Here is a 17,661-nt window from a genome sequence, read left to right on the forward strand (position 1 = left end):
ACAAATAAGTGCCAAGAGCAAAGAGTATTTCTAAAATAGACAATGCTTTAAGATATATTTTTTTTTTTTTTTAGGGTCTAGTGGGCTCGGAGATGTCTATAAGAGACAGGCCCTAGGGCGCGCCGATCAGCGGGCGCGGCCGACGGCGCGGCCGGACGGCGCGGCCGCTGGAGCCGACCGAGGATCAAAGGGAGTGGAAGGAAAGATGGACAGTAAGGTCCCCGCACACCCCGTGAGCCCCGCACGCGCGGTTCCGGCGCTCGCGGACCCCGCCCCCGCCGGGCCGGCGTCCACGGACCCGGCGCCCGCGCGGCCGGCACCGGCACGGCAGGCACCCGACCGGCAGGCACCCGACCGGCAGACCCCCGACCGGCAGGCGTCCGCGCGGCAGGCGTCCGGGAGCCCGCCGCCGCCGGGCCGGGCGCCCGCCGGGCTGTCCCCGGCGCACGGGATCGCCGCCGACCTGGACGGCTACCTCGGCGATCCGATGGACGACGAGGCCGGGCCGTTCTCCTACAAGGCGATCGTGGAGGCCGAGGAGCGCGACGAGCTGCCGCCGGGCGCCGTGGACGCCGTCCGGGCCTGGGGCTTTCCGGCGTACCTGGTGCCGGCCCCGCTCGGAGGACGGCTGTCGACCCTGGAGGAGCTGTTCTTCGTGACCCGCGGCATCTCCCGCCGCAGCGTCACGGTGGCGGTGATGTACGGGTCGGGGCTGCTCGCGGTGAACCCGGTGTGGCTGTGGGGGAACTCGTGGCAGCGCAAGGCGGTCGCCGACGGGGTGCTGCGCGGCGACCTGGCCTGCTTCGGCGTCTCGGAGGCCGACCACGGCAGCGATGTGATGGCGTCGGAGTCGGAGGCCGAGATCCAGGGCGACGAGCTGGTGCTGACGGGCGTGAAGTGGCCGGTCGGCAACGCCACCCGCGGCCGGTTTGTGACCACCTATGCCAGGACCGGCCCGCGCGACTTCTCCCTCATCCTGGTGGACAAGCGGGAACTGGACCCGGCGGTCTGGTCGACGCTGCCGCCCGTCCGGACGGTGGGGCTGCGCGGCCACGACCTGTCCGGCGTCGCGTTCTCCGGGGCGCGGGTCCCGGCCGACCGGGTGATCGGGCGGCGCGGGTCCGGGCTCGTCCAGACGTTGAAGACGCTGCAGATCACCCGGACGGCGATCGCGGCGCTGTCGGTCGGCACGATGGACGCGGTCGTGCGGATCGGGATGGAGTACGCCCGGCAGCGCACCCTCTACGGCTCGGACATCTACAAGATCCCCGTCATCCGGGACCATCTGCTGAAGGCCCATCTGGACCTGCTGATCGCCGAGTGCGTCGCGATCCCGGTGGCGCGCTGCCTGACGGTGGCGCCGGGGCGGCTGAGCCTGTGGTCGTCGATCGTGAAGTACCTCGTCCCCGTGGTGGGGGAGGAGGTCGTGGCGAGCATCGGCACCGTCCTCGCCGCGCGCGGCTACCTGCGCGAGGGCGTGGCGCACGGGGTGTTCCAGAAGCTCCAGCGCGACCACGCGATCGCGAGCATCTTCGAGGGCACCACGCACGTGAACCTGGCGAACGTGGCCGGGCAGCTCCCGTACCTGATCGAGCCGCCCGAGGAGACCGGGCGCGAGGACGAGCTGCTCGCCGACCTGTTCTGCTGGACGCGCACCCCGCCCGCCTGGGAGCCGGACGGGCGGCTGCTCCAGCTCACCAACGAGGGGCGCGACGAGGTCGGGCAGCGGTTCGAGCAGCTCGCCGAGCAGGTCCTGGCGGCGGCGAACGCGCACGCGGCGCCCGGCGTCGCGGCGGAGCTGAAGGACCTCACGTCCAGCATCGGCGGGCTGCGCGCCAAGGTGGAGGAGGGCATCCGGACGAGCGAGGGCGACATCTCCTCGGTCGCCGCGCTCGCCCGCGCCAAGCGGTACTGCGAGCTGCACGCGATGTCGTCGTGCATGCTGACGTGGCTGCACAACAGGCACGCGTTCGGCGGGGCGTTCGCCGACGGCCAGTGGCTCGTGCTGTGCCTGCAGCGGCTGCTCCAGCGCGCGCAGCCCGACGCCGTCCTGTCGGAGGAGTTCCTCCCGTCGCTGGAGGACGTGATGTTCCGCGGCTTCGACGAACGGCGCTGGTTCTCCCTGCTCTCTCTCGCCGAGGACGAGTGATAGGCCGTGTACACGGACTTCGTGTCGCTGGTCCGGGACAACATCCGGACCCACGGTGACGACCGCTCGTTCACCTTCATCAGCGAGGCGTCTTCTTCCGGGGGGCAACCCCCCGCACCCCCCGGGGCCGGGCGCACCTATAAGGAGAACGTGCTCGGGTTCGCCGAACTCGACCGCAAGGCGCGCGCGCTGGCCCGCCGCCTGGAGGCGCGCGGGCTGCGGGACAGGGCCGTCCTGCTGCTGTATCCGGAGGGCCTGGAGTTCATCTCGGCGTTCCTGGGGTGCCTGTACGCGCGCGTCATCGCCGTCCCGGCGCCGCTGCCCGACCTGGACGCGGGACGGTTCGGGCGCACTCGCCGCATCATCGAGGACGCCGACATCGCGCTGATCCTCACCGACACCGCCCACCGGGGCACGCTCGACGCGTGGCTGCGGGCGGCGGGCCTGCGCAGCCGCTTGCACTGCCTCGACACCCAGGCGGGCAAGGACGTCGATCCGGGCGACTGGTCGCCGCCGGAGTTCGGCCCCGACACCCTCGCGTTCCTGCAGTACACGTCCGGCTCGACCAGCGACCCGAAGGGCGTGATGGTCAGCCACGGCAACCTGCTGTGCAACGGCGAGGAGATCAAGCGCCGGATCGAGGGCTCGCCCGACACGATCGGCGTCGGCTGGGTGCCGCACTACCACGACATGGGGCTGGTCGGTCAGTTCCTCCAGCCGCTCTACCTCGCCTGCCGGTACGTGTTCACCTCGCCCATCACGTTCATCAAGCGCCCCGTGCTGTGGCTGGAGCTGATCAGCCGGTACCGGGGCACGATCACCGTGGCGCCCAACTTCGGGTACGAGCTGGCCCTGCGCCGCGTCACCGACCGGCAGCTGGACGGGCTGGACCTGTCGTCGCTGACGGTGGTGAAGAACGGCGCCGAGCCGGTGCGGGCGGCGACCCTGGAGGCCCTCGCCGAGCGGTTCGGCCCGGTCGGGTTCCGGCCCGAGATGTGGATGCCCTGCTACGGGATGGCGGAGACGACGCTGCTCGTCACCGGCGCGCCGCTCGGCGGCGGCCCGGTGATCCGCGACTTCGACGCCGACGCCCTCACCAAGGACGAGGCCGTCCCCGGCACCGGACCGGGGCCCGTACGGCGGCTGGTGAGCAGCGGCCGGCCCGTCACGCTGGACGTGCGGATCGTCGACCCCGACACCCGCGCCGAGCGCCCGGAGGGGCGCGTCGGCGAGATCTGGGTGCGGGGCGGCAGCGTCGCACGGGGCTATTGGGGAAGCGCGGAGGAAAGCGCCGCGACTTTCCGGGCGAGAACGGACTCCGGGAACGGCCCCTATCTGCGTACCGGTGATCTCGGATTCCAGCTCGGCGGCGAACTCTTCGTCACCGGGAGGATCAAGGATCTGATCATTGTCAACGGCCGCAATATCCATGCCCACGACATCGAGGAGGCGGCGCGGGCGGCCCATCCGGCCGCATTGGTCGGCGCCGCGTTCGCCCTCGACGGCGCGCTCGACGGGGGGCCGGACGGCGGGCTGGACGCGGGCCGGGAGCACGTCGTCCTCGTCCAGGAGATCAGCACGCGGGCGGCCGCGGGCACGCCCCTGGACGAGCTGGCGGCGCTCCTCAAGGCCCGTGTGGCACGGGCGTTCGAGCTGCCCGCGGTGAGCGTCGTGCTCGCCGCGCGCGGCACCGTGCGCCGCACCACGAGCGGCAAGATGCAGCGCCGGCTGACCCGCGAGGCGTTCCTCGCCGGGGAGATCACCGCACTCGCGGACGACCTCGAACCGGGCGTCGCGGAACTCCGGCGGGCCCCCGCATGACCGCCGCCCGCACGGCCGTCATGACCCCCATGACCTGCAATTCCGAAGATCCAGAAATTCCCCTCGACCAATCCTAGTCAAAAGCATGACTAATCATGTCTTTGTCTGATAACGTCGGTCGCAACCCTGAGTCAAGGCGGGGAGAGAAGGCCGATGGCGCTACGTCACGCGGTGCTGGCGGCGCTGCTCGACGGCGAGTACAGCGGCTACCAGCTGGCCAAGATCTTCGATTTGTCGGTCTCCAACTTCTGGCATGCCGTACCGCAGCAGCTCTACTCGGAGCTGTCGAGGTTGGAGACGGAGGGCCTGATCCGCGGACGGCAGATCATCCAGCACGACCGTCCCAACAAGCGGGTGCCCGCGGTCGGGCACGCGGCCGTCACCAACTCGGACCACCAATCGCGATGCCCGAACGGGTACGTCGCGCTCACCTACGACGACGGCCCTACCGCGTCGACGCTGCCGGCGCTGCTGGACGGGCTTCGGGCCGCCGGCGCCCGGGCCACCTTCTTCAACCAGGGGAACAACGCCGAGGCCCGGCCCGACCTCGTCCGTGCCCAGCAGCGCGCCGGGATGTGGATCGGCAACCATACGAACACCCACCCCCATCTGCCCGATCTAGGCGAGCCCGCCGCGTTCAAGGAGATCCTCGGCACTCAGTTGACCCTGCGCCGCATCACCGGCCGGTGGCCCACGCTGTTCCGTCCGCCCTATGGCGAGACCAGCGACCAGGTGAGGCGGGACGAGGCGCGTCTGAGGGTCCTGGAAGTGCTGTGGACGGTCGACTCCCGGGACTGGGCCGGGGCGAGCACGGACGAGATCGTCGCTGCCGCCCGCACCCTGCAGCCGGGCGGCATCCTCCTGATGCACGACTGGGCTCAGGCGTCCGTCGACGCCGTACCGCGGATCGTGAGCGATCTCCGGGACCGCGGCCTCTGCCCGGGCAAGATCGCCTTCACCCCGCGGAAGATTCCCTTCGGCGACACCTCCTTCCATGCGGTCGCGGTGGCACCCTGACCCCTGGCGGATCGACCCCGGCGGCGAATCCGCGGCGGGCGATGGCGGTCGGCCCGCCCCCCTCCGGGCGGGCCGACCGGTTCCCATGGTCACGGGCTGCGACGCGGCATGGAAGTAGAACGAGATTCTGTGGAAAACGCCGTCAGCGGGCCCAGTGGGTGGGGTCGCCACCGCCGGCGCGGCGGGCGGCCAGGGCCCGGCGGGCAGTGCTCTCCACGATCGCGCGGGCCTCGCCCAGTTCGCGGTCCGTGGCCGCCACTTGTACCGGCCCTGGTGGCGCATCAACGTGAACGGTGGCCAGCCCAAGGAAGCGTTGGAACGGGTTGACCGTGAGCCGGACGCTCTGCGCGCGCGCGTGTGCGATCACGTCGGTGCGGCGGCAGGGCCAGCCGTGCCGGGTCACGAACACCACATCGTCCGTTCCGGCACCGTCCGCGTGGTCGATCGCAACGGCCTTGGAGGACGCGGGGACGAGAGGCACGGCGTCCACGTGGGTCCCGGGGAAGACTTGCGAGACGAGGTGCATGGCGACATGGCGGGGCGCGACGGGGAGCAGCGTCGAGGACAGCGCCTGGCGCTCACCCGCGTACCCCGCGACGGTGACCTCGACATGGGCCCAGCCGAGGCTCCGCCAGATCATCGGCTCGACGATGCTGACGGCCTGCACGCGGCCCGGCGGCAGCGTCTGCATGCGGGTCTCCAGGAGCCCGTAGCGCAGGCGGATGCCGTCCGGTGACATCGCGACCGTGAAGTTCGCGTACATCACGAGCGGGGCGATGACAGCGCGGATGAGGCCGAGCAGGACGGGGATGGTGACCGCCAGCATGCCGCCTTCCGCGTACATCACGAGGAAGATGAGCGAGGCCATGAAGAGCAGGACCGTCCCGAGAACGGGCAGCTTCACCACGAGGGAGGCGAACAGCACGCCGAACGGGACGCGCCACACGTGCCTTTCCGGTGCCTCCGGCGTGTGGCCGGGGAGGCCCGCGGCGCGCGCGAGGAGTTCCGCGCGCAGCTGCTGTGCGGAGTTCCGCCCCAGGTAGCGGAGCGCGATCTCGCTCTGCTCGCCGCCGGCCAGTTCCACGCGCACTTCCGCCAGCGCGAACACCCGCGTCACCAGTGGGCGGACGAGGTCGATGGCCTGGATGCGGGAAAGCGGGATGCGACGCTTGTTCTTGCGGAGGATGCCGGTCTCGACCACGAGGTCGTCGTTGTCGATGCGGAAACGGAGTGCGAGCCACGTCCAGAGACCCGACCCCACCGCGATGAACCCCATGGGAACGGTCACGACGAGGAACCTGACAATCACCTCCGGGGTGAGAGCCAGGGTGATGCCGTCTTCCGTCTGGGTCAGCAGTAGCGGGAAGCCCAGCAGGACAAAGTAGATGATGAGGAAGATGAAGGCGCGCAGCGGTGCCGTCGCCCAGTGGAGCCGGTGCGTGCCTTCAGAGAAACGGACTGGAGGACGCTGCGGGCCGTACCCGTAGGCAGGTTGCGGCGCACCATAAGGAGGCCGCGGAGGGGGCCCGTACGGCGGATGCGGTGGCGGGCCATAGGGCGGCCCTGGACGTCCTTGAGGTCCGTAAGGGCCGGGACCTGGACGTCCTGGCGGCGGACCATAAGGCCCCGGGCCTGGGCCAGGACCCGGGCCGGGCGGGCCCGGGGGTCCGTACGGGGGGCCATAAGGGCCACTCATAGCCCCATGCTCCGTTCCTCGCCCTTCTGGGCGAGACGGTCGCGCAACAGCGCGGCTTCAGCGCTGGGCAGGCCGGGGATGGTCGCGTCCGTCGCCGCGGCGGCGGTGTGCATCCGGACGGTGGCGATTCCCATCCACCGTTCGAGAAGCCCTGCCGTGACGTCCACGAACTGCATCCGCCCGTAGGGGACGACGATGAGGCGCTTGACGAACACGCCATGGGTGACGATGAGGTCGTCCGCGCGCTCGACATACCCGAAGGCCCGGCGGTCGAGCTCGGCGACCAGCCACGTGAGGGCGGCCCCAAGGACGACGGCAACGATCCACATGGCGGCGGCGACCGTGCCACCGTTCCGCCACACGATGAACGCGCCCACACCGCCGATGGGGATCGCCCAGAGAACGGCGGCGAGAAGCCTGTGCCAGGCATGGCGTTTGGAAATGGGCGCCCAGTGGAGGCCGCTGCCAGGCGCGAAGGCCTGGTCCGCCCGGTAGGCGGGCGCCGTCTGCTGCTGCCCTTGCTGCGGCGGGTAGTGTGCCGGTACTTGACCAGGCGGCTGGCCGCCCGGTCCCGGGGCAGAGGGCGCGGGCGGGTACGCCGCGTCCTGGGGCCCAGGCTGCGCGGCGGGCTCGTACGGCGGTTCGCCGTGGCTCGCGTTCATTGCCCCCTAGTCAACCGGAAAACGAGTACCGCTCGCCATGGGACCATGAAGCGGTGATCGGAGCGGCGGAGGCGCGACCATGACCACCGAGCGGATCGTCGGGATCGGTGCGGGCGCCAAGGAGCTCGCCACCGAGGACATGACCCTGAACATCGGCCCGCAGCACCCGTCCACGCACGGGGTGCTCCGGCTGAAGCTGACGCTGGACGGCGAACGCATCTCCGCCGCCGAGCCCATCGTCGGATACATGCACCGGGGTGCGGAGAAGCTGTTCGAGGTCCGGGACTTCCGGCAGATCATCGTCCTGGCGAACCGGCACGACTGGCTGTCGGCCTTCTCCAGCGAGCTCGGCGTCGTCCTCGCCGTCGAACGCATGCTCGGCATGGAGGTCCCCGTACGCGCCGTATGGATGCGAACCCTCCTCGCCGAACTGAACCGGATCCTGAACCACCTCATGTTCCTTGGCTCATATCCCCTTGAGGTGGGCGCCATCACACCGATCTTCTACGCATTCCGCGAGCGCGAGACGTTGCAGCGGGTGATGGAGGAGATCTCCGGTGGACGCATGCACTACATGTTCAACCGGGTCGGTGGCCTGAAGGACGAGCTCCCGGCCGGCTGGACGGCGCGCGCGCGGACCGCCGTCGCCGAGGTCCGTTCCCGCATGGGCGACATCGACGACATCATCATGGGCAACGAGATCTTCCGCGCGCGCACACGAGGCGTCGGCGTCCTCACCCGCGAGCAGATCCTCCAGTACGGGGTGTCGGGCCCCATCGCACGCGCGTCCGGCGTCGACTTCGACCTGCGCCGGGACGAGCCCTACCTGGCCTACGGCGACCTCGACGTCCGTGTGGTCACCCGCACAGAAGGCGACTGCCTGGCGCGCTTCGAATGCCTCCTGGACCAGGTACACGCGTCCCTGGATCTCGCCGACGCCTGCCTGGACCGCATCGCCGAACTCCCGTCGGGCCCGATCAACCAGCGGTTGCCGAAGGTGCTGAAGGTCCCCGAAGGCCACACCTACGCCTGGACGGAGAACCCTCTGGGCATCAACGGCTACTACCTGGTGTCGCGCGGAGAGAAGACCCCGTGGCGCATGAAGCTGCGCTCCGCCTCCTTCAACAACATCCAGGTCCTCACCGAGCTGCTGCCGGGCAACCTGGTCGCCGACATGATCGCCATCCTCGGCTCGATGTTCTTCGTGGTCGGCGACATCGACAAATGACCCCCGGCGACGCGAGGTCCGAAGCCTAGGCGCGGGAGGCTCGGCGGTCGCGTTCCTCCTCGTCCGGGTCCTTGGGCACGCGGCACGCGTACTCCAGGAAGAACGCCGCGGCCACCAGCACCACCGCCGCCAGGAACGTGCCGCCGCTGACGAAGAAGTCGTGCCGGGGGGTCGGCTTGTCGAGCTGGGACGCGAGGCTGACGGCGAATCCGCCGAACACGCCCGCGATGACGGCGGCGGAGTGCGCGCTGGCCTTGCCCAGAGCGGCCAGCCGGGCCACGGCCATGGGCTCGATGGGCTTGGGCGTCCTGCGGCCCGCTTCCGGCGCGCGGCCCCTGTCGGGCTTGCGGCGGATGCGGCGCAGCACGTTCCAGCCGGTGAACGCTTCGCCCAGGGCGAGCAGCAGCAGCGTCGGTACCGCCGTCCACGGCAGGGGCGGCAGCGAGATGTAGGCCGAACGCAGCACCGCCCAGGTGACCACCGCGATGACGACGACCAGGGCGAGCAGGAACAGCGGGCGGGACGGCTTCATGCAGGCTGCTGGAGTGCCAGGTCCTCCCGCCGGCGTACGGCCGACGGGCCACCCTCGGACTGCTTGGCCTGGGCGAGGTCACCGACGCGGCCGTGCCCGGGCAGCAGCACGTCCGGCTCGATGTCGGCCCACGGCACGAGCACGAACGCGCGCTCGTGCGCGCGCGGGTGGGGGAGCGTCAGGTCGGGGTCGTCGGACGAGACGTCGCCGAACACGACGATGTCGATGTCCAGCGTGCGCGGCCCCCAGCGGACCTCGCGTTCCCGGCGCATCGAGTTCTCGATGTTCAGGACGCGCTCCAGCAGGTTCTCCGGTGGCAGCCGGGTGTCGGCCACGAGCACGATGTTGAGGAAGTCGCCCTGCTCGGGGATGGTCTCCCCGGGAGGGGCGAAGGGCGCGGTCTCGTAGACGGGGGAGACCGCCACGTAGTTCAGCCCCGGCGCGTCGAACAGCGCGTCGACCGCCTCCTGGATGTTGTCCAGCCGGTCTCCGAGGTTGCTGCCGATCGAGAACACGACACGGTGCTGGACCAGCATGTGCCCGCCGGTGGCGGTGCGGTCGGGCATGCGGTCGGACGCAGTCATGGGCGACTCCTCCTGATCTTCACGGCGACGTCCGTGAAGGGGTGCGGCACAGGCGCGCTCGGCTTGTGGACGGTGATCTCCACCTCGGACACCGCCCCATCTTCCAGACATATTGTCGCCAGCCTGTCGGCCAGCGTTTCGATGAGATTGACGGGCTCGCCCTCGACGACCGCGACCAGACGGCTCGCGAGCGTCCCGTAATCGACGGTACGCGAGAGGTCGTCCCCGGCGGCGGCGGGGCGGGTGTCGAGCCCGAGGACGGCGTCCACCACGAACTCCTGGCCCAGCTCGCGCTCGGCCGGCAGGCACCCGTGTCGTCCCCGGGCCCGCAGGCCGCGCAGTTCGATGCGGTCGAGGCTCATTCTTCCTCCGCGTCCACGACGTTGAGGACGGGGGAACCGTGGTGGAGCAGAAGCCGCCACTCCCCACCGGTCCGTATGAACACGTTCGTCGCCACGATGCTGCCGCCGGCGAGGAACCCCGTCTCCGTCTCCTCATCGGCGGTGAGCACGTTCTCCTTGCACGTCACCACGGCGTGGTCGCCGTACACGTCCGTCTCCACGTCCGTCAGCACGAACTGGATGTAAGGCGTGTTGGCCATGATGAGCGCCCAGGAGCGCAGCACCTCCTCGCGCCCGCGCAGCATCGTCCAGCCCGGATGCACGCAGGAGACGCCCGAGGCGTACGGACCGTCGGCCCACACGGCCGACATGCGGTCGAAGTCGCCGGCCTCGAACGCGGCGTAGAACTCGGCGTGGACCTCGTCCACGTCGGCGCGGTTCACGGCACGGCTCATGGGCGGTGTCCCCCTTGCTGGGCGCGACCGTCCGCCGCGGCCGGTTCCGAGTCTTCGTCCTTGAGCCGGTGCACTTCGCCGAACGGCCCCTCGTCGGGCAGGCGGGCCGCGTTGATGGCGGCCGCCACGCGAACGGCGTCCGCGTTGGGGCGGACCCTGTGAACCCGTACGCACCAAGCCCCGGCCACCGCCGCCAGCGACGTGGTGGCCACCGTCGCGTCGTCGCATTCGGCGAACGCGCGGGGCGTCCCATCTGGGTCGGCCAGCAGCTTCGTGAGGAAGCTCTTGCGCGACGCACCGACCAGCACGGGATACCCGGTAGCGGTCAGCGCGTCGAGCCGGGCCAGGAGCCTCCAGTTGTGGCCGGCCTTGGGGCTCTTGGCGAAACCGAGCCCAGGATCGAGCACGATCATCGACGGGTCGACGCCCTCGCGCAGGACTACATCGACCCTCTGCAGAAGCTCATCGCGCACCTCGCGGACCACATCCGCGTAGATGGCACGGGTCTGCATGTCATGGCTGTGGCCGCGCCAATGCATGACCACGTAAGGGACGCCCGCGGCGGCGACCACGCGCGGCATGTCCGGGTCGGCGAGGCCGCCACTGACGTCGTTCACCAGCCGGGCCCCCACGCCTACGGCGGCCTCCGCGACCTCCGCCCGCATGGTGTCCACGCTGACCGGGACGTTCTCGGCGTTGAGCGCCTCTATGACCGGGACCACGCGGCGCAGTTCCTCTTCGCGCGACACACGCTGCGCACCGGGCCGCGTGGACTCGCCGCCCACGTCCACGATGTCGGCGCCCTCCGCGACGAGGTCCAGCCCATGGCGGACGGCCTTCTCGGGATCGAACCAGGCCCCGCCGTCCGAGAACGAGTCCGGGGTCACGTTGACCACGCCCATGACGAGGCAGCGCCCCGGCGAGGGGAGCCCCGGAACTACGGCATTGGTCATGTCACCCCACCTTATGCCTTGGAGTCATGGGTTCGACGCGGCGGCTCCCGCCGCCCGGCCCGTCCGCTCCGCCCCTCGGGAACCAGCAGAACGGGCCTCAGCGCGACGCTGAGGCCCGTTCGATCGCTTGGGGACCCACGGGGCACCCGGACGGTCAGTGACGCCCGAGGATCAGGCTCATCGCCTCGGCGCGCGTCTCGGCGTGATCGCGGAAGTCGCCGCGCACCGCCGACGTGACCGTCTTCGCGCCCGGCTTCCGCACCCCGCGCATCGTCATGCACAGGTGCTCCGCCTCGATCACCACGATCGCGCCGCGCGGCTCCAGCACCCGCATCAGCGCGTCCGCGACCTGGCTGGTGAGCCTTTCCTGCACCTGCGGACGACGGGCGTACACGTCCACCAGGCGGGCCAGTTTGGACAGCCCCGTGATCTGGCCCTTCTTGTTGGGCGTGTACCCCACGTGCGCCACCCCGTGGAAGGGCACGAGGTGGTGCTCGCACACGGAGTAGACCTCGATGTCCTTCACCAGGACCATCTCTTCATGGTCGGCGTCGAACACCGTCGTCAGCACGTCCTCCGGCGTCTGCCGGAGACCCGCGAACTGCTCCGCGTACGCCCGCGCCACCCGCGCCGGAGTGTCGCGCAGCCCGTCCCGGTCGGGGTCTTCCCCGATGCCGATCAGGATCTCGCGGACGGCCTTCTCGATGCGCGCGTGGTCGAAATGCCCGCCGTGCACGGTCTCGGCCGGCGGGTCATTCTCGAGCGGCGCCTCGTCGTACGGAATCGCCAAAACGGTCAGCTCTCACCCTGGGACGGGTCGACCGCCTCGGAGGCGACACCGCCCTGGCCGTTGTTCTTGGTGAGGTCGGTGACGTCCTGCGGGCCGAGCAGAGCCAGCTCCTTGGGCGTCAGCACCGGAGGACGGTCGGACGGGAGGCGCTTGCCGTAGCCGGTGTAGGAGTTCTGGTGCGGCCGCTTCTGGATCGGCGCGAAGATCTCCAGCACCTGGTCCTTCGACAGGGTCTCCTTCTCCATCAGGTTCACGACGAGCTCGTCCAGGACGTCCCGGTACTCGACCAGGATCTCCCACGCGGTGTCGTGCGCGGCCTCGATGTAGCGACGGACCTCGTCGTCGATCGCGGACGCTATGTCCTCGGAGTAGTCACGCTCGTGCCCCATGTCGCGGCCGAGGAAGACCTCACCCTGACCGGAGCCGAACTTACGGGCGCCCAGACGCTCGCTCATGCCGTACTCGGTCACCATGTTGCGCGCGATGGAGCTGGCCTTCTCGATGTCGTTGGCCGCGCCCGTGGTCGGCTCGTGGAACACCAGTTCCTCTGCGGTGCGCCCACCGAGCAGCATGGCGAGCTGGTCGGTCATCTCGGAGCGCGTGGTGAGGAACTTGTCCTCCATCGGGAGGGTCATGGTGTAGCCCAGGGCCCGCCCGCGCGGAAGGATCGTCACCTTGTGCACCGGGTCGGAGTTCGGCAGCGCGTGCGCCACCAGAGCGTGCCCGCCCTCGTGGTAGGCGATGATCTTCTTTTCCTTCTCCGACATCACGCGGGTCTTGCGCTCCGGCCCGGCCATGACGCGGTCGATGGACTCCTCGAGGGTGTCCATGTCGATCAGCTTGCGGTCGAAGCGGGCCGTGAGCAGCGCCGCCTCGTTGATGACGTTGGCCAGGTCGGCGCCGGTGAAGCCCGGGGTGCGCCGCGCGATGACGTCGAGGTCGACGTCCTGCGCGAACGGCTTGCCGCGGCCGTGCACCCGCAGGATGCCCTTGCGGCCCTCCAGGTCCGGGCGGTCCACGGTGACCTGCCGGTCGAACCGGCCCGGACGCAGCAGCGCCGGGTCCAGGATGTCGGGGCGGTTCGTCGCGGCGATCAGGATCACGCCGCCCTTGACGTCGAAGCCGTCCATCTCGACCAGCAGCTGGTTGAGGGTCTGCTCGCGCTCGTCGTGACCGCCGCCGAGCCCGGCGCCGCGGTGCCGGCCGACGGCGTCGATCTCGTCGATGAAGATGATCGAGGGGGCGTTCGTCTTGGCCTGCTCGAACAGGTCGCGGACGCGGGAGGCGCCGACGCCGACGAACATCTCCACGAAGTCGGAGCCGGAGATCGAGTAGAACGGCACGCCGGCCTCACCGGCGACGGCGCGCGCCAGCAGCGTCTTACCGGTGCCGGGCGGGCCGTACAGGAGCACGCCCTTGGGGATCTTGGCGCCGATCGACTGGAACTTCGCCGGGTTCTGCAGGAAGTCCTTGATCTCTTCCAGTTCCTCCAGGGCCTCGTCGGCCCCGGCCACGTCGGCGAAGGTGGTCTTCGGGGTGTCCTTGGTGATGAGCTTGGCCTTGGACTTGCCGAAGTTCATCACCCGAGAGCCGCCGCCCTGCATCTGGTTCATGATGAACAGGAAGATCAGCACGATCACCACGATGGGCAACAGGCTGAACAGCAGGTTCAGGAAGAAGCTCTGCTTGGGGACATCGACGTTGTAACCGCCGGGGAGCTTGCCGGCGTCGACCTGCTTCTGCAGCTGCTGCTGCAACTGGAGCCCCTGGCCGTCGACCCAGGATGCCTGCTGCCGCTTGTCGTTCTTGAGGGTCAGCTCGATCCGCTGGTCCTTGTCAACGATCTTGGCCGATTTCACCTGGCCCGCGTCGATCTCCTGGACCACCTTGGAGGTGTCCACCTTCTCGAACGAACGGCCGGGGTTGACGCCCCACATGACGAGGGCAACCAAGATGCCGAACAGCAGGATCCACAGCAGCGGCCCGCGAAAGTAGCGCTTCACGTCCATTTATCCGGTTACCCCTACGGGGCCCGTCCCTCCTGACCAACGTCTGTGTGCGATCCCCGCCCGTCCCGGGGGGACGAACGCCACTGCGACCAACAATGCGTCCAACGAAAGGCCCGTCGCCAGGGCTTCGGACCCACCGTGGCGGCTTCCCTCATATGGCTCCCCGAACCCAGGGTCCGGGACACCGACGGTACACCGCAGGCGCAGGAGACGCAGCCGACGCCGTTCTCCCGCATCCCTTCCATATACCCGTCAACGATCCTTGCAACGATTCGTCACGGTTACTTGTTCCCTGGGTGGTCCGTAGACCCGTGGAAGGGCCCGTGAGCGCGCCCGTGACCAGCACCTGCGACCGGTGCCGGAACGAGGCGAAACCAGTGCCCTTGGGGGCTCTGCGGCCATCTGGGAGCCATTCAGGGCGCTTGGGCGGCGCCGAGGACGGTGGAGCGCCCCTCCGGCCGGGACGGTCAGGCTCCGTCGCCGCCGTACACGTGCGGGGCGAGCGTGCCGACGAACGGCAGGTTCCGGTACTTCTCCGCATAGTCGAGCCCGTACCCGATGACGAACTCGTTGGGGATGTCGAACCCGATGTACTTCACGTCGAGGTCGGTCTTGACCGCCTCCGGCTTGCGCAGCAGCGCGCAGATCTCCAGTGAGGCCGGCCCGCGCGAGAGAAGGTTGCTCACCAGCCACGACAGGGTCAGGCCGGAGTCGACGATGTCCTCCACGATCAGGACGTGCCGGTCGATGATGTCGGTGTCGAGGTCCTTGAGGATGCGCACGACGCCCGACGACTTCGTGCCCGAGCCGTAGGACGACACCGCCATCCAGTCCATCGACGCGGGCGTGTGCAGTGCCCGCGCCAGGTCCGCCATGATCATGACGGCGCCCTTGAGGACCCCGACGAGCAGCAGGTCCTTGCCCGCGTAGTCGGCGTCGATCTGCCCGGCGAGCTCCCGCACCTTGGCCTGCAGATCGCTCTCGGGGATCAGCACCTTCGCCAGGTCGGCGCCCAGGTCCTTCTCGTCCACAACCCCACCCTCATCGCTCAGTTTCGCCCGTCCGGTGGGACGGACGCGGGACGGACACCGCCGCGCGCGCGTGTACGCGATACGCACGGCGGACACACCGTGCGACGATCCGCACACGGCGCGCGTCAAACCGGGCCGAACAGCAGCTTCGCATACCGCCGGACGGCGCGTAGCCCCCCGGGCAGATCCACGTGCCGCTGGCCGCGCCAGGCCGTGACCAGCCGGTCCACCGCATCGACATGAACCGCCGCGAGCGTACCCGGTGGGCTTCCGGCCTTCACCGCGGCCATCCGCAAGACCCGCGTACGGACGGCTCTGGGCAGGTCATCGAGCCCCTCCAGCCTCAGAGCCACGCTGTAGCCGTCCTCTGGGGCCTCCAGGTCGGTGAACGCGCGGGCCGCCAGGTCGTCCAGGGCGTCGGCATCGTCACGCAGCATCCGGGCCGTCCTGGCCAGCGCCTCGGCCACTCCCGGGCCGAGGGCCTTCTCCAGAGCGGGAAGGGCTTCATGGCGGACGCGCACACGCGCATAGGCGGAGTCGACGTTGTGGGGGTCGTCCCAGGGGTCCAGCCCCATCGCCGTGCAGGCCCTGCGCGTGGTGGCCCGATCCAGCCCCAGCAAGGGCCTCAGGTACAGGACGCCCTGCCGCCGGAACTCGGCAGGCATGCCGGACAGCGACCGCGCACCGGAACCACGCGCCAAACCCAGCAGCACCGTCTCAGCCTGGTCGTCCTGGGTGTGGCCTAGAAGGACGGCCGCTGCACTCAGCCGACGGGCCGCATCGTCCAGAGCGGTGTAGCGAGCATCACGAGCCGCGCTCTCGGGGCCGCCCGGCCCATCGACGGTGACCGCGATAGAGCCCGCTGGATCTAGCCCGAGAGACGCCATGGTGCGGACTACGGTGTCGGCACGCTCGTCCGAACCGTCCTGTAGGCCGTGGTCGATCGTGATGCCCCCGGCCTGGCGTCCCACTCTGGGCGCTTCGAAGGCGAGCGCACCGGCGAGCGCCAGGGAATCGGCGCCGCCGCTGCAGGCCGCCAGCACCAGAGCGTCCGCCGGCAGGTCGGCGAGGACTCGCCGCACCGCGAGACGAACCGCCGCCACTGCCGGATCAGGCCCCATGGACAAACGTCTACCACCCCACGGGGCCGTGCAGGGGCTCGGCTTGGCTCAGGCTTCGTTGGCCTTGGGCGGCGCGTCGAGGGCCCTGGGGCCGACCACCCGGTCCATCCAGAGGGCGGGTTCCTTGATCTCGTCGTGCGTGGGAAGGGTCTCCGGCGACTGCCAGACCTGGTTGAAGCCGCTCATGCCCACCTCGGCGACGACCCGTCGCACGAACCGCGAACCCTCCGCGTACTGCTTCATCTTCAGGTCGATGCCCAGCAGGCGCCGGATCGTCTTGTCGAGCTTGGTGCCGCCCTCACGCCGCCCCTGGAAGCGCGACCTGATCTGCTGCACGGACGGCACGACCTCCGGGCCGACGGCGTCCATCACGTAGTCGCCGTGCCCTTCCACCAAGGTCATCACGGCGGTCAGGCGGTCGAGGATCTCGCGCTGCTCCGGGCTCTGGATCGCGTCGATCAGGTTGGCGTCGCCGCCGCGGACCGCGTCGGCGACGGCCTCGGCCGCGTCCCGGATGCGGTCGAGCATCGCGCCGGGGTCGAGGTCGGACGCGAGCAGGAACTTGGTCATCTGGTCCTGGACGTACTCGCGCAGCCAGGGGACGCCGGTGAACTGGGCACGGTGCGTCTCCTCGTGCAGGCACACCCACAGGCGGAAGTCACGCGACTCCACGCCCAACTCCTGCTCGACATGGACGATGTTGGGCGCGACCAGGGTCAGACGCCCCGTCGCCGTGCGTCCCGTGGGGTCCGGCGGCAAGAAAAGCTCGTACTGCCCCAGAACACGGCTCGCCATGTAGGCCAGGATCGCGCCCACCTGCATGCCGGTCACACGGGAACCCACCGCCTGGACGACCATGTTCCCCGCACCGCCGAGGGGCCCCGGGCCACGCCGCTCGGACATCTGCTCGATGAGCGGCTCCAGTACCACCCGGAAGCCGTCCACGTTCGCGCGGATCCAGCCGGGCCTGTCCACGACCGTCGCCGGATCCGGGTCGAGCTCGGACGCCATGCCGGTGAAGTCCCGCACATGCCCGTGGGCGATCTTGGAAAGTTCGCGCAGCTCCTTCACGACCTCGCGGGCCTCGTCATAGCTGACCTGCGGTCCCGGCCTCACGAGCCGGGTCCCGGCCTGAACGGCCATGTTCCAGTCGATCATCGAGGCGCTCATGTACTCCACCGTACGTTTCGGAGACGGCGCCGGAGCGCCCCTACTGGGTCGTTCAACGAACAACCGTTCTGGTTATCTCCCGTACGGACTGGCCCACACACC

The 17,661-nt window shown here is 69.9% G+C and carries 16 protein-coding genes; 4 read left to right on the forward strand and 12 right to left on the reverse strand.

Translation table 11 applies throughout. From position 1 onward, the window contains the following. The first annotated feature begins 205 nt into the window (after positions 1-205). From ETD96_RS22785 to ETD96_RS22795, 3 genes are all read left to right on the forward strand, one after another. Entirely contained in the window at positions 206-2,149 is a 1,944-nt protein-coding gene (locus ETD96_RS22785; protein ID WP_205719412.1) for an acyl-CoA dehydrogenase family protein, read from the forward strand. 6 nt (positions 2,150-2,155) lie between these two features. Further along, entirely contained in the window at positions 2,156-3,970 is a 1,815-nt protein-coding gene (locus tag ETD96_RS22790) for a fatty acyl-AMP ligase (protein WP_138638505.1), read from the forward strand. Positions 3,971-4,123: 153 nt separating this feature from the next. Then, positions 4,124-4,987 carry a polysaccharide deacetylase family protein gene (locus ETD96_RS22795; RefSeq protein ID WP_138638506.1) on the forward strand — a complete coding sequence of 288 codons (864 nt, stop codon included), beginning with the start codon at positions 4,124-4,126 and terminating at the stop codon, positions 4,985-4,987. Positions 4,988-5,129: 142 nt separating this feature from the next. On the opposite strand, the gene ETD96_RS22800 is transcribed toward ETD96_RS22795, so the two are convergent. Beyond that, positions 5,130-6,275 (reverse strand): PH domain-containing protein, encoded by a 1,146-nt coding sequence (locus ETD96_RS22800; protein ID WP_240808040.1) that lies wholly within the window; start codon positions 6,273-6,275, stop codon positions 5,130-5,132. A 404-nt stretch (positions 6,276-6,679) separates the two neighbouring features. Further along, on the reverse strand, positions 6,680-7,060 hold the full coding sequence (locus tag ETD96_RS46825) for a PH domain-containing protein (RefSeq protein WP_240808042.1): 381 nt from the start codon (positions 7,058-7,060) through the stop codon (positions 6,680-6,682). A 364-nt stretch (positions 7,061-7,424) separates the two neighbouring features. Here ETD96_RS46825 and ETD96_RS22815 point away from each other — a divergent pair, with 364 nt between their 5' ends. Next, positions 7,425-8,573, forward strand: coding sequence for an NADH-quinone oxidoreductase subunit D (locus tag ETD96_RS22815; protein WP_138638508.1), 1,149 nt, complete (start codon positions 7,425-7,427; stop codon positions 8,571-8,573). 25 nt (positions 8,574-8,598) lie between these two features. Here the strand turns inward: ETD96_RS22815 and ETD96_RS22820 are convergent, their stop codons facing one another. The 10 genes from ETD96_RS22820 to ETD96_RS22865 all read right to left on the reverse strand — a co-directional run bounded on the left by ETD96_RS22820 (position 8,599) and on the right by ETD96_RS22865 (position 17,547). Further along, positions 8,599-9,105 (reverse strand): DUF3180 domain-containing protein, encoded by a 507-nt coding sequence (locus tag ETD96_RS22820; protein WP_138638509.1) that lies wholly within the window; start codon positions 9,103-9,105, stop codon positions 8,599-8,601. After that, positions 9,102-9,689, reverse strand: coding sequence for a 2-amino-4-hydroxy-6-hydroxymethyldihydropteridine diphosphokinase (folK, locus tag ETD96_RS22825; RefSeq protein ID WP_138638510.1), 588 nt, complete (start codon positions 9,687-9,689; stop codon positions 9,102-9,104). Before folK ends, ETD96_RS22820 begins: the two co-directional genes overlap by 4 nt. Further along, on the reverse strand, positions 9,686-10,051 hold the full coding sequence (folB, locus tag ETD96_RS22830; RefSeq protein ID WP_138638511.1) for a dihydroneopterin aldolase: 366 nt from the start codon (positions 10,049-10,051) through the stop codon (positions 9,686-9,688). Before folB ends, folK begins: the two co-directional genes overlap by 4 nt. After that, positions 10,048-10,485, reverse strand: coding sequence for a nuclear transport factor 2 family protein (locus ETD96_RS22835; protein ID WP_138638512.1), 438 nt, complete (start codon positions 10,483-10,485; stop codon positions 10,048-10,050). Before ETD96_RS22835 ends, folB begins: the two co-directional genes overlap by 4 nt. Continuing rightward, complete coding sequence (gene folP / locus ETD96_RS22840; protein WP_387078187.1) at positions 10,482-11,438, reverse strand: dihydropteroate synthase; 957 nt, start codon at positions 11,436-11,438, stop codon at positions 10,482-10,484. Before folP ends, ETD96_RS22835 begins: the two co-directional genes overlap by 4 nt. A 154-nt stretch (positions 11,439-11,592) precedes the next feature. Then, on the reverse strand, positions 11,593-12,174 hold the full coding sequence (folE, locus tag ETD96_RS22845; RefSeq protein WP_138638519.1) for a GTP cyclohydrolase I FolE: 582 nt from the start codon (positions 12,172-12,174) through the stop codon (positions 11,593-11,595). Between the two features lie 59 nt (positions 12,175-12,233). Continuing rightward, positions 12,234-14,237, reverse strand: coding sequence for an ATP-dependent zinc metalloprotease FtsH (gene ftsH, locus ETD96_RS22850; protein WP_138638514.1), 2,004 nt, complete (start codon positions 14,235-14,237; stop codon positions 12,234-12,236). Positions 14,238-14,704: 467 nt separating this feature from the next. Next, the gene (hpt, locus tag ETD96_RS22855; RefSeq protein ID WP_138638515.1) at positions 14,705-15,268 is read right to left on the reverse strand and encodes a hypoxanthine phosphoribosyltransferase; all 564 of its coding nucleotides are present in this window, start codon (positions 15,266-15,268) and stop codon (positions 14,705-14,707) included. Between the two features lie 125 nt (positions 15,269-15,393). Continuing rightward, positions 15,394-16,389, reverse strand: coding sequence for a tRNA lysidine(34) synthetase TilS (tilS, locus tag ETD96_RS22860; protein WP_138638516.1), 996 nt, complete (start codon positions 16,387-16,389; stop codon positions 15,394-15,396). Between the two features lie 48 nt (positions 16,390-16,437). Continuing rightward, a complete protein-coding gene (locus ETD96_RS22865) occupies positions 16,438-17,547 on the reverse strand; it encodes a zinc-dependent metalloprotease (protein WP_138638520.1) in 1,110 nt (369 codons plus the stop codon). Positions 17,548-17,661: the final 114 nt, after the last annotated feature.

Origin of the sequence: Actinomadura geliboluensis, from assembly GCF_005889745.1 — a bacterium.
Lineage (GTDB): Bacteria > Actinomycetota > Actinomycetes > Streptosporangiales > Streptosporangiaceae > Spirillospora > Spirillospora geliboluensis.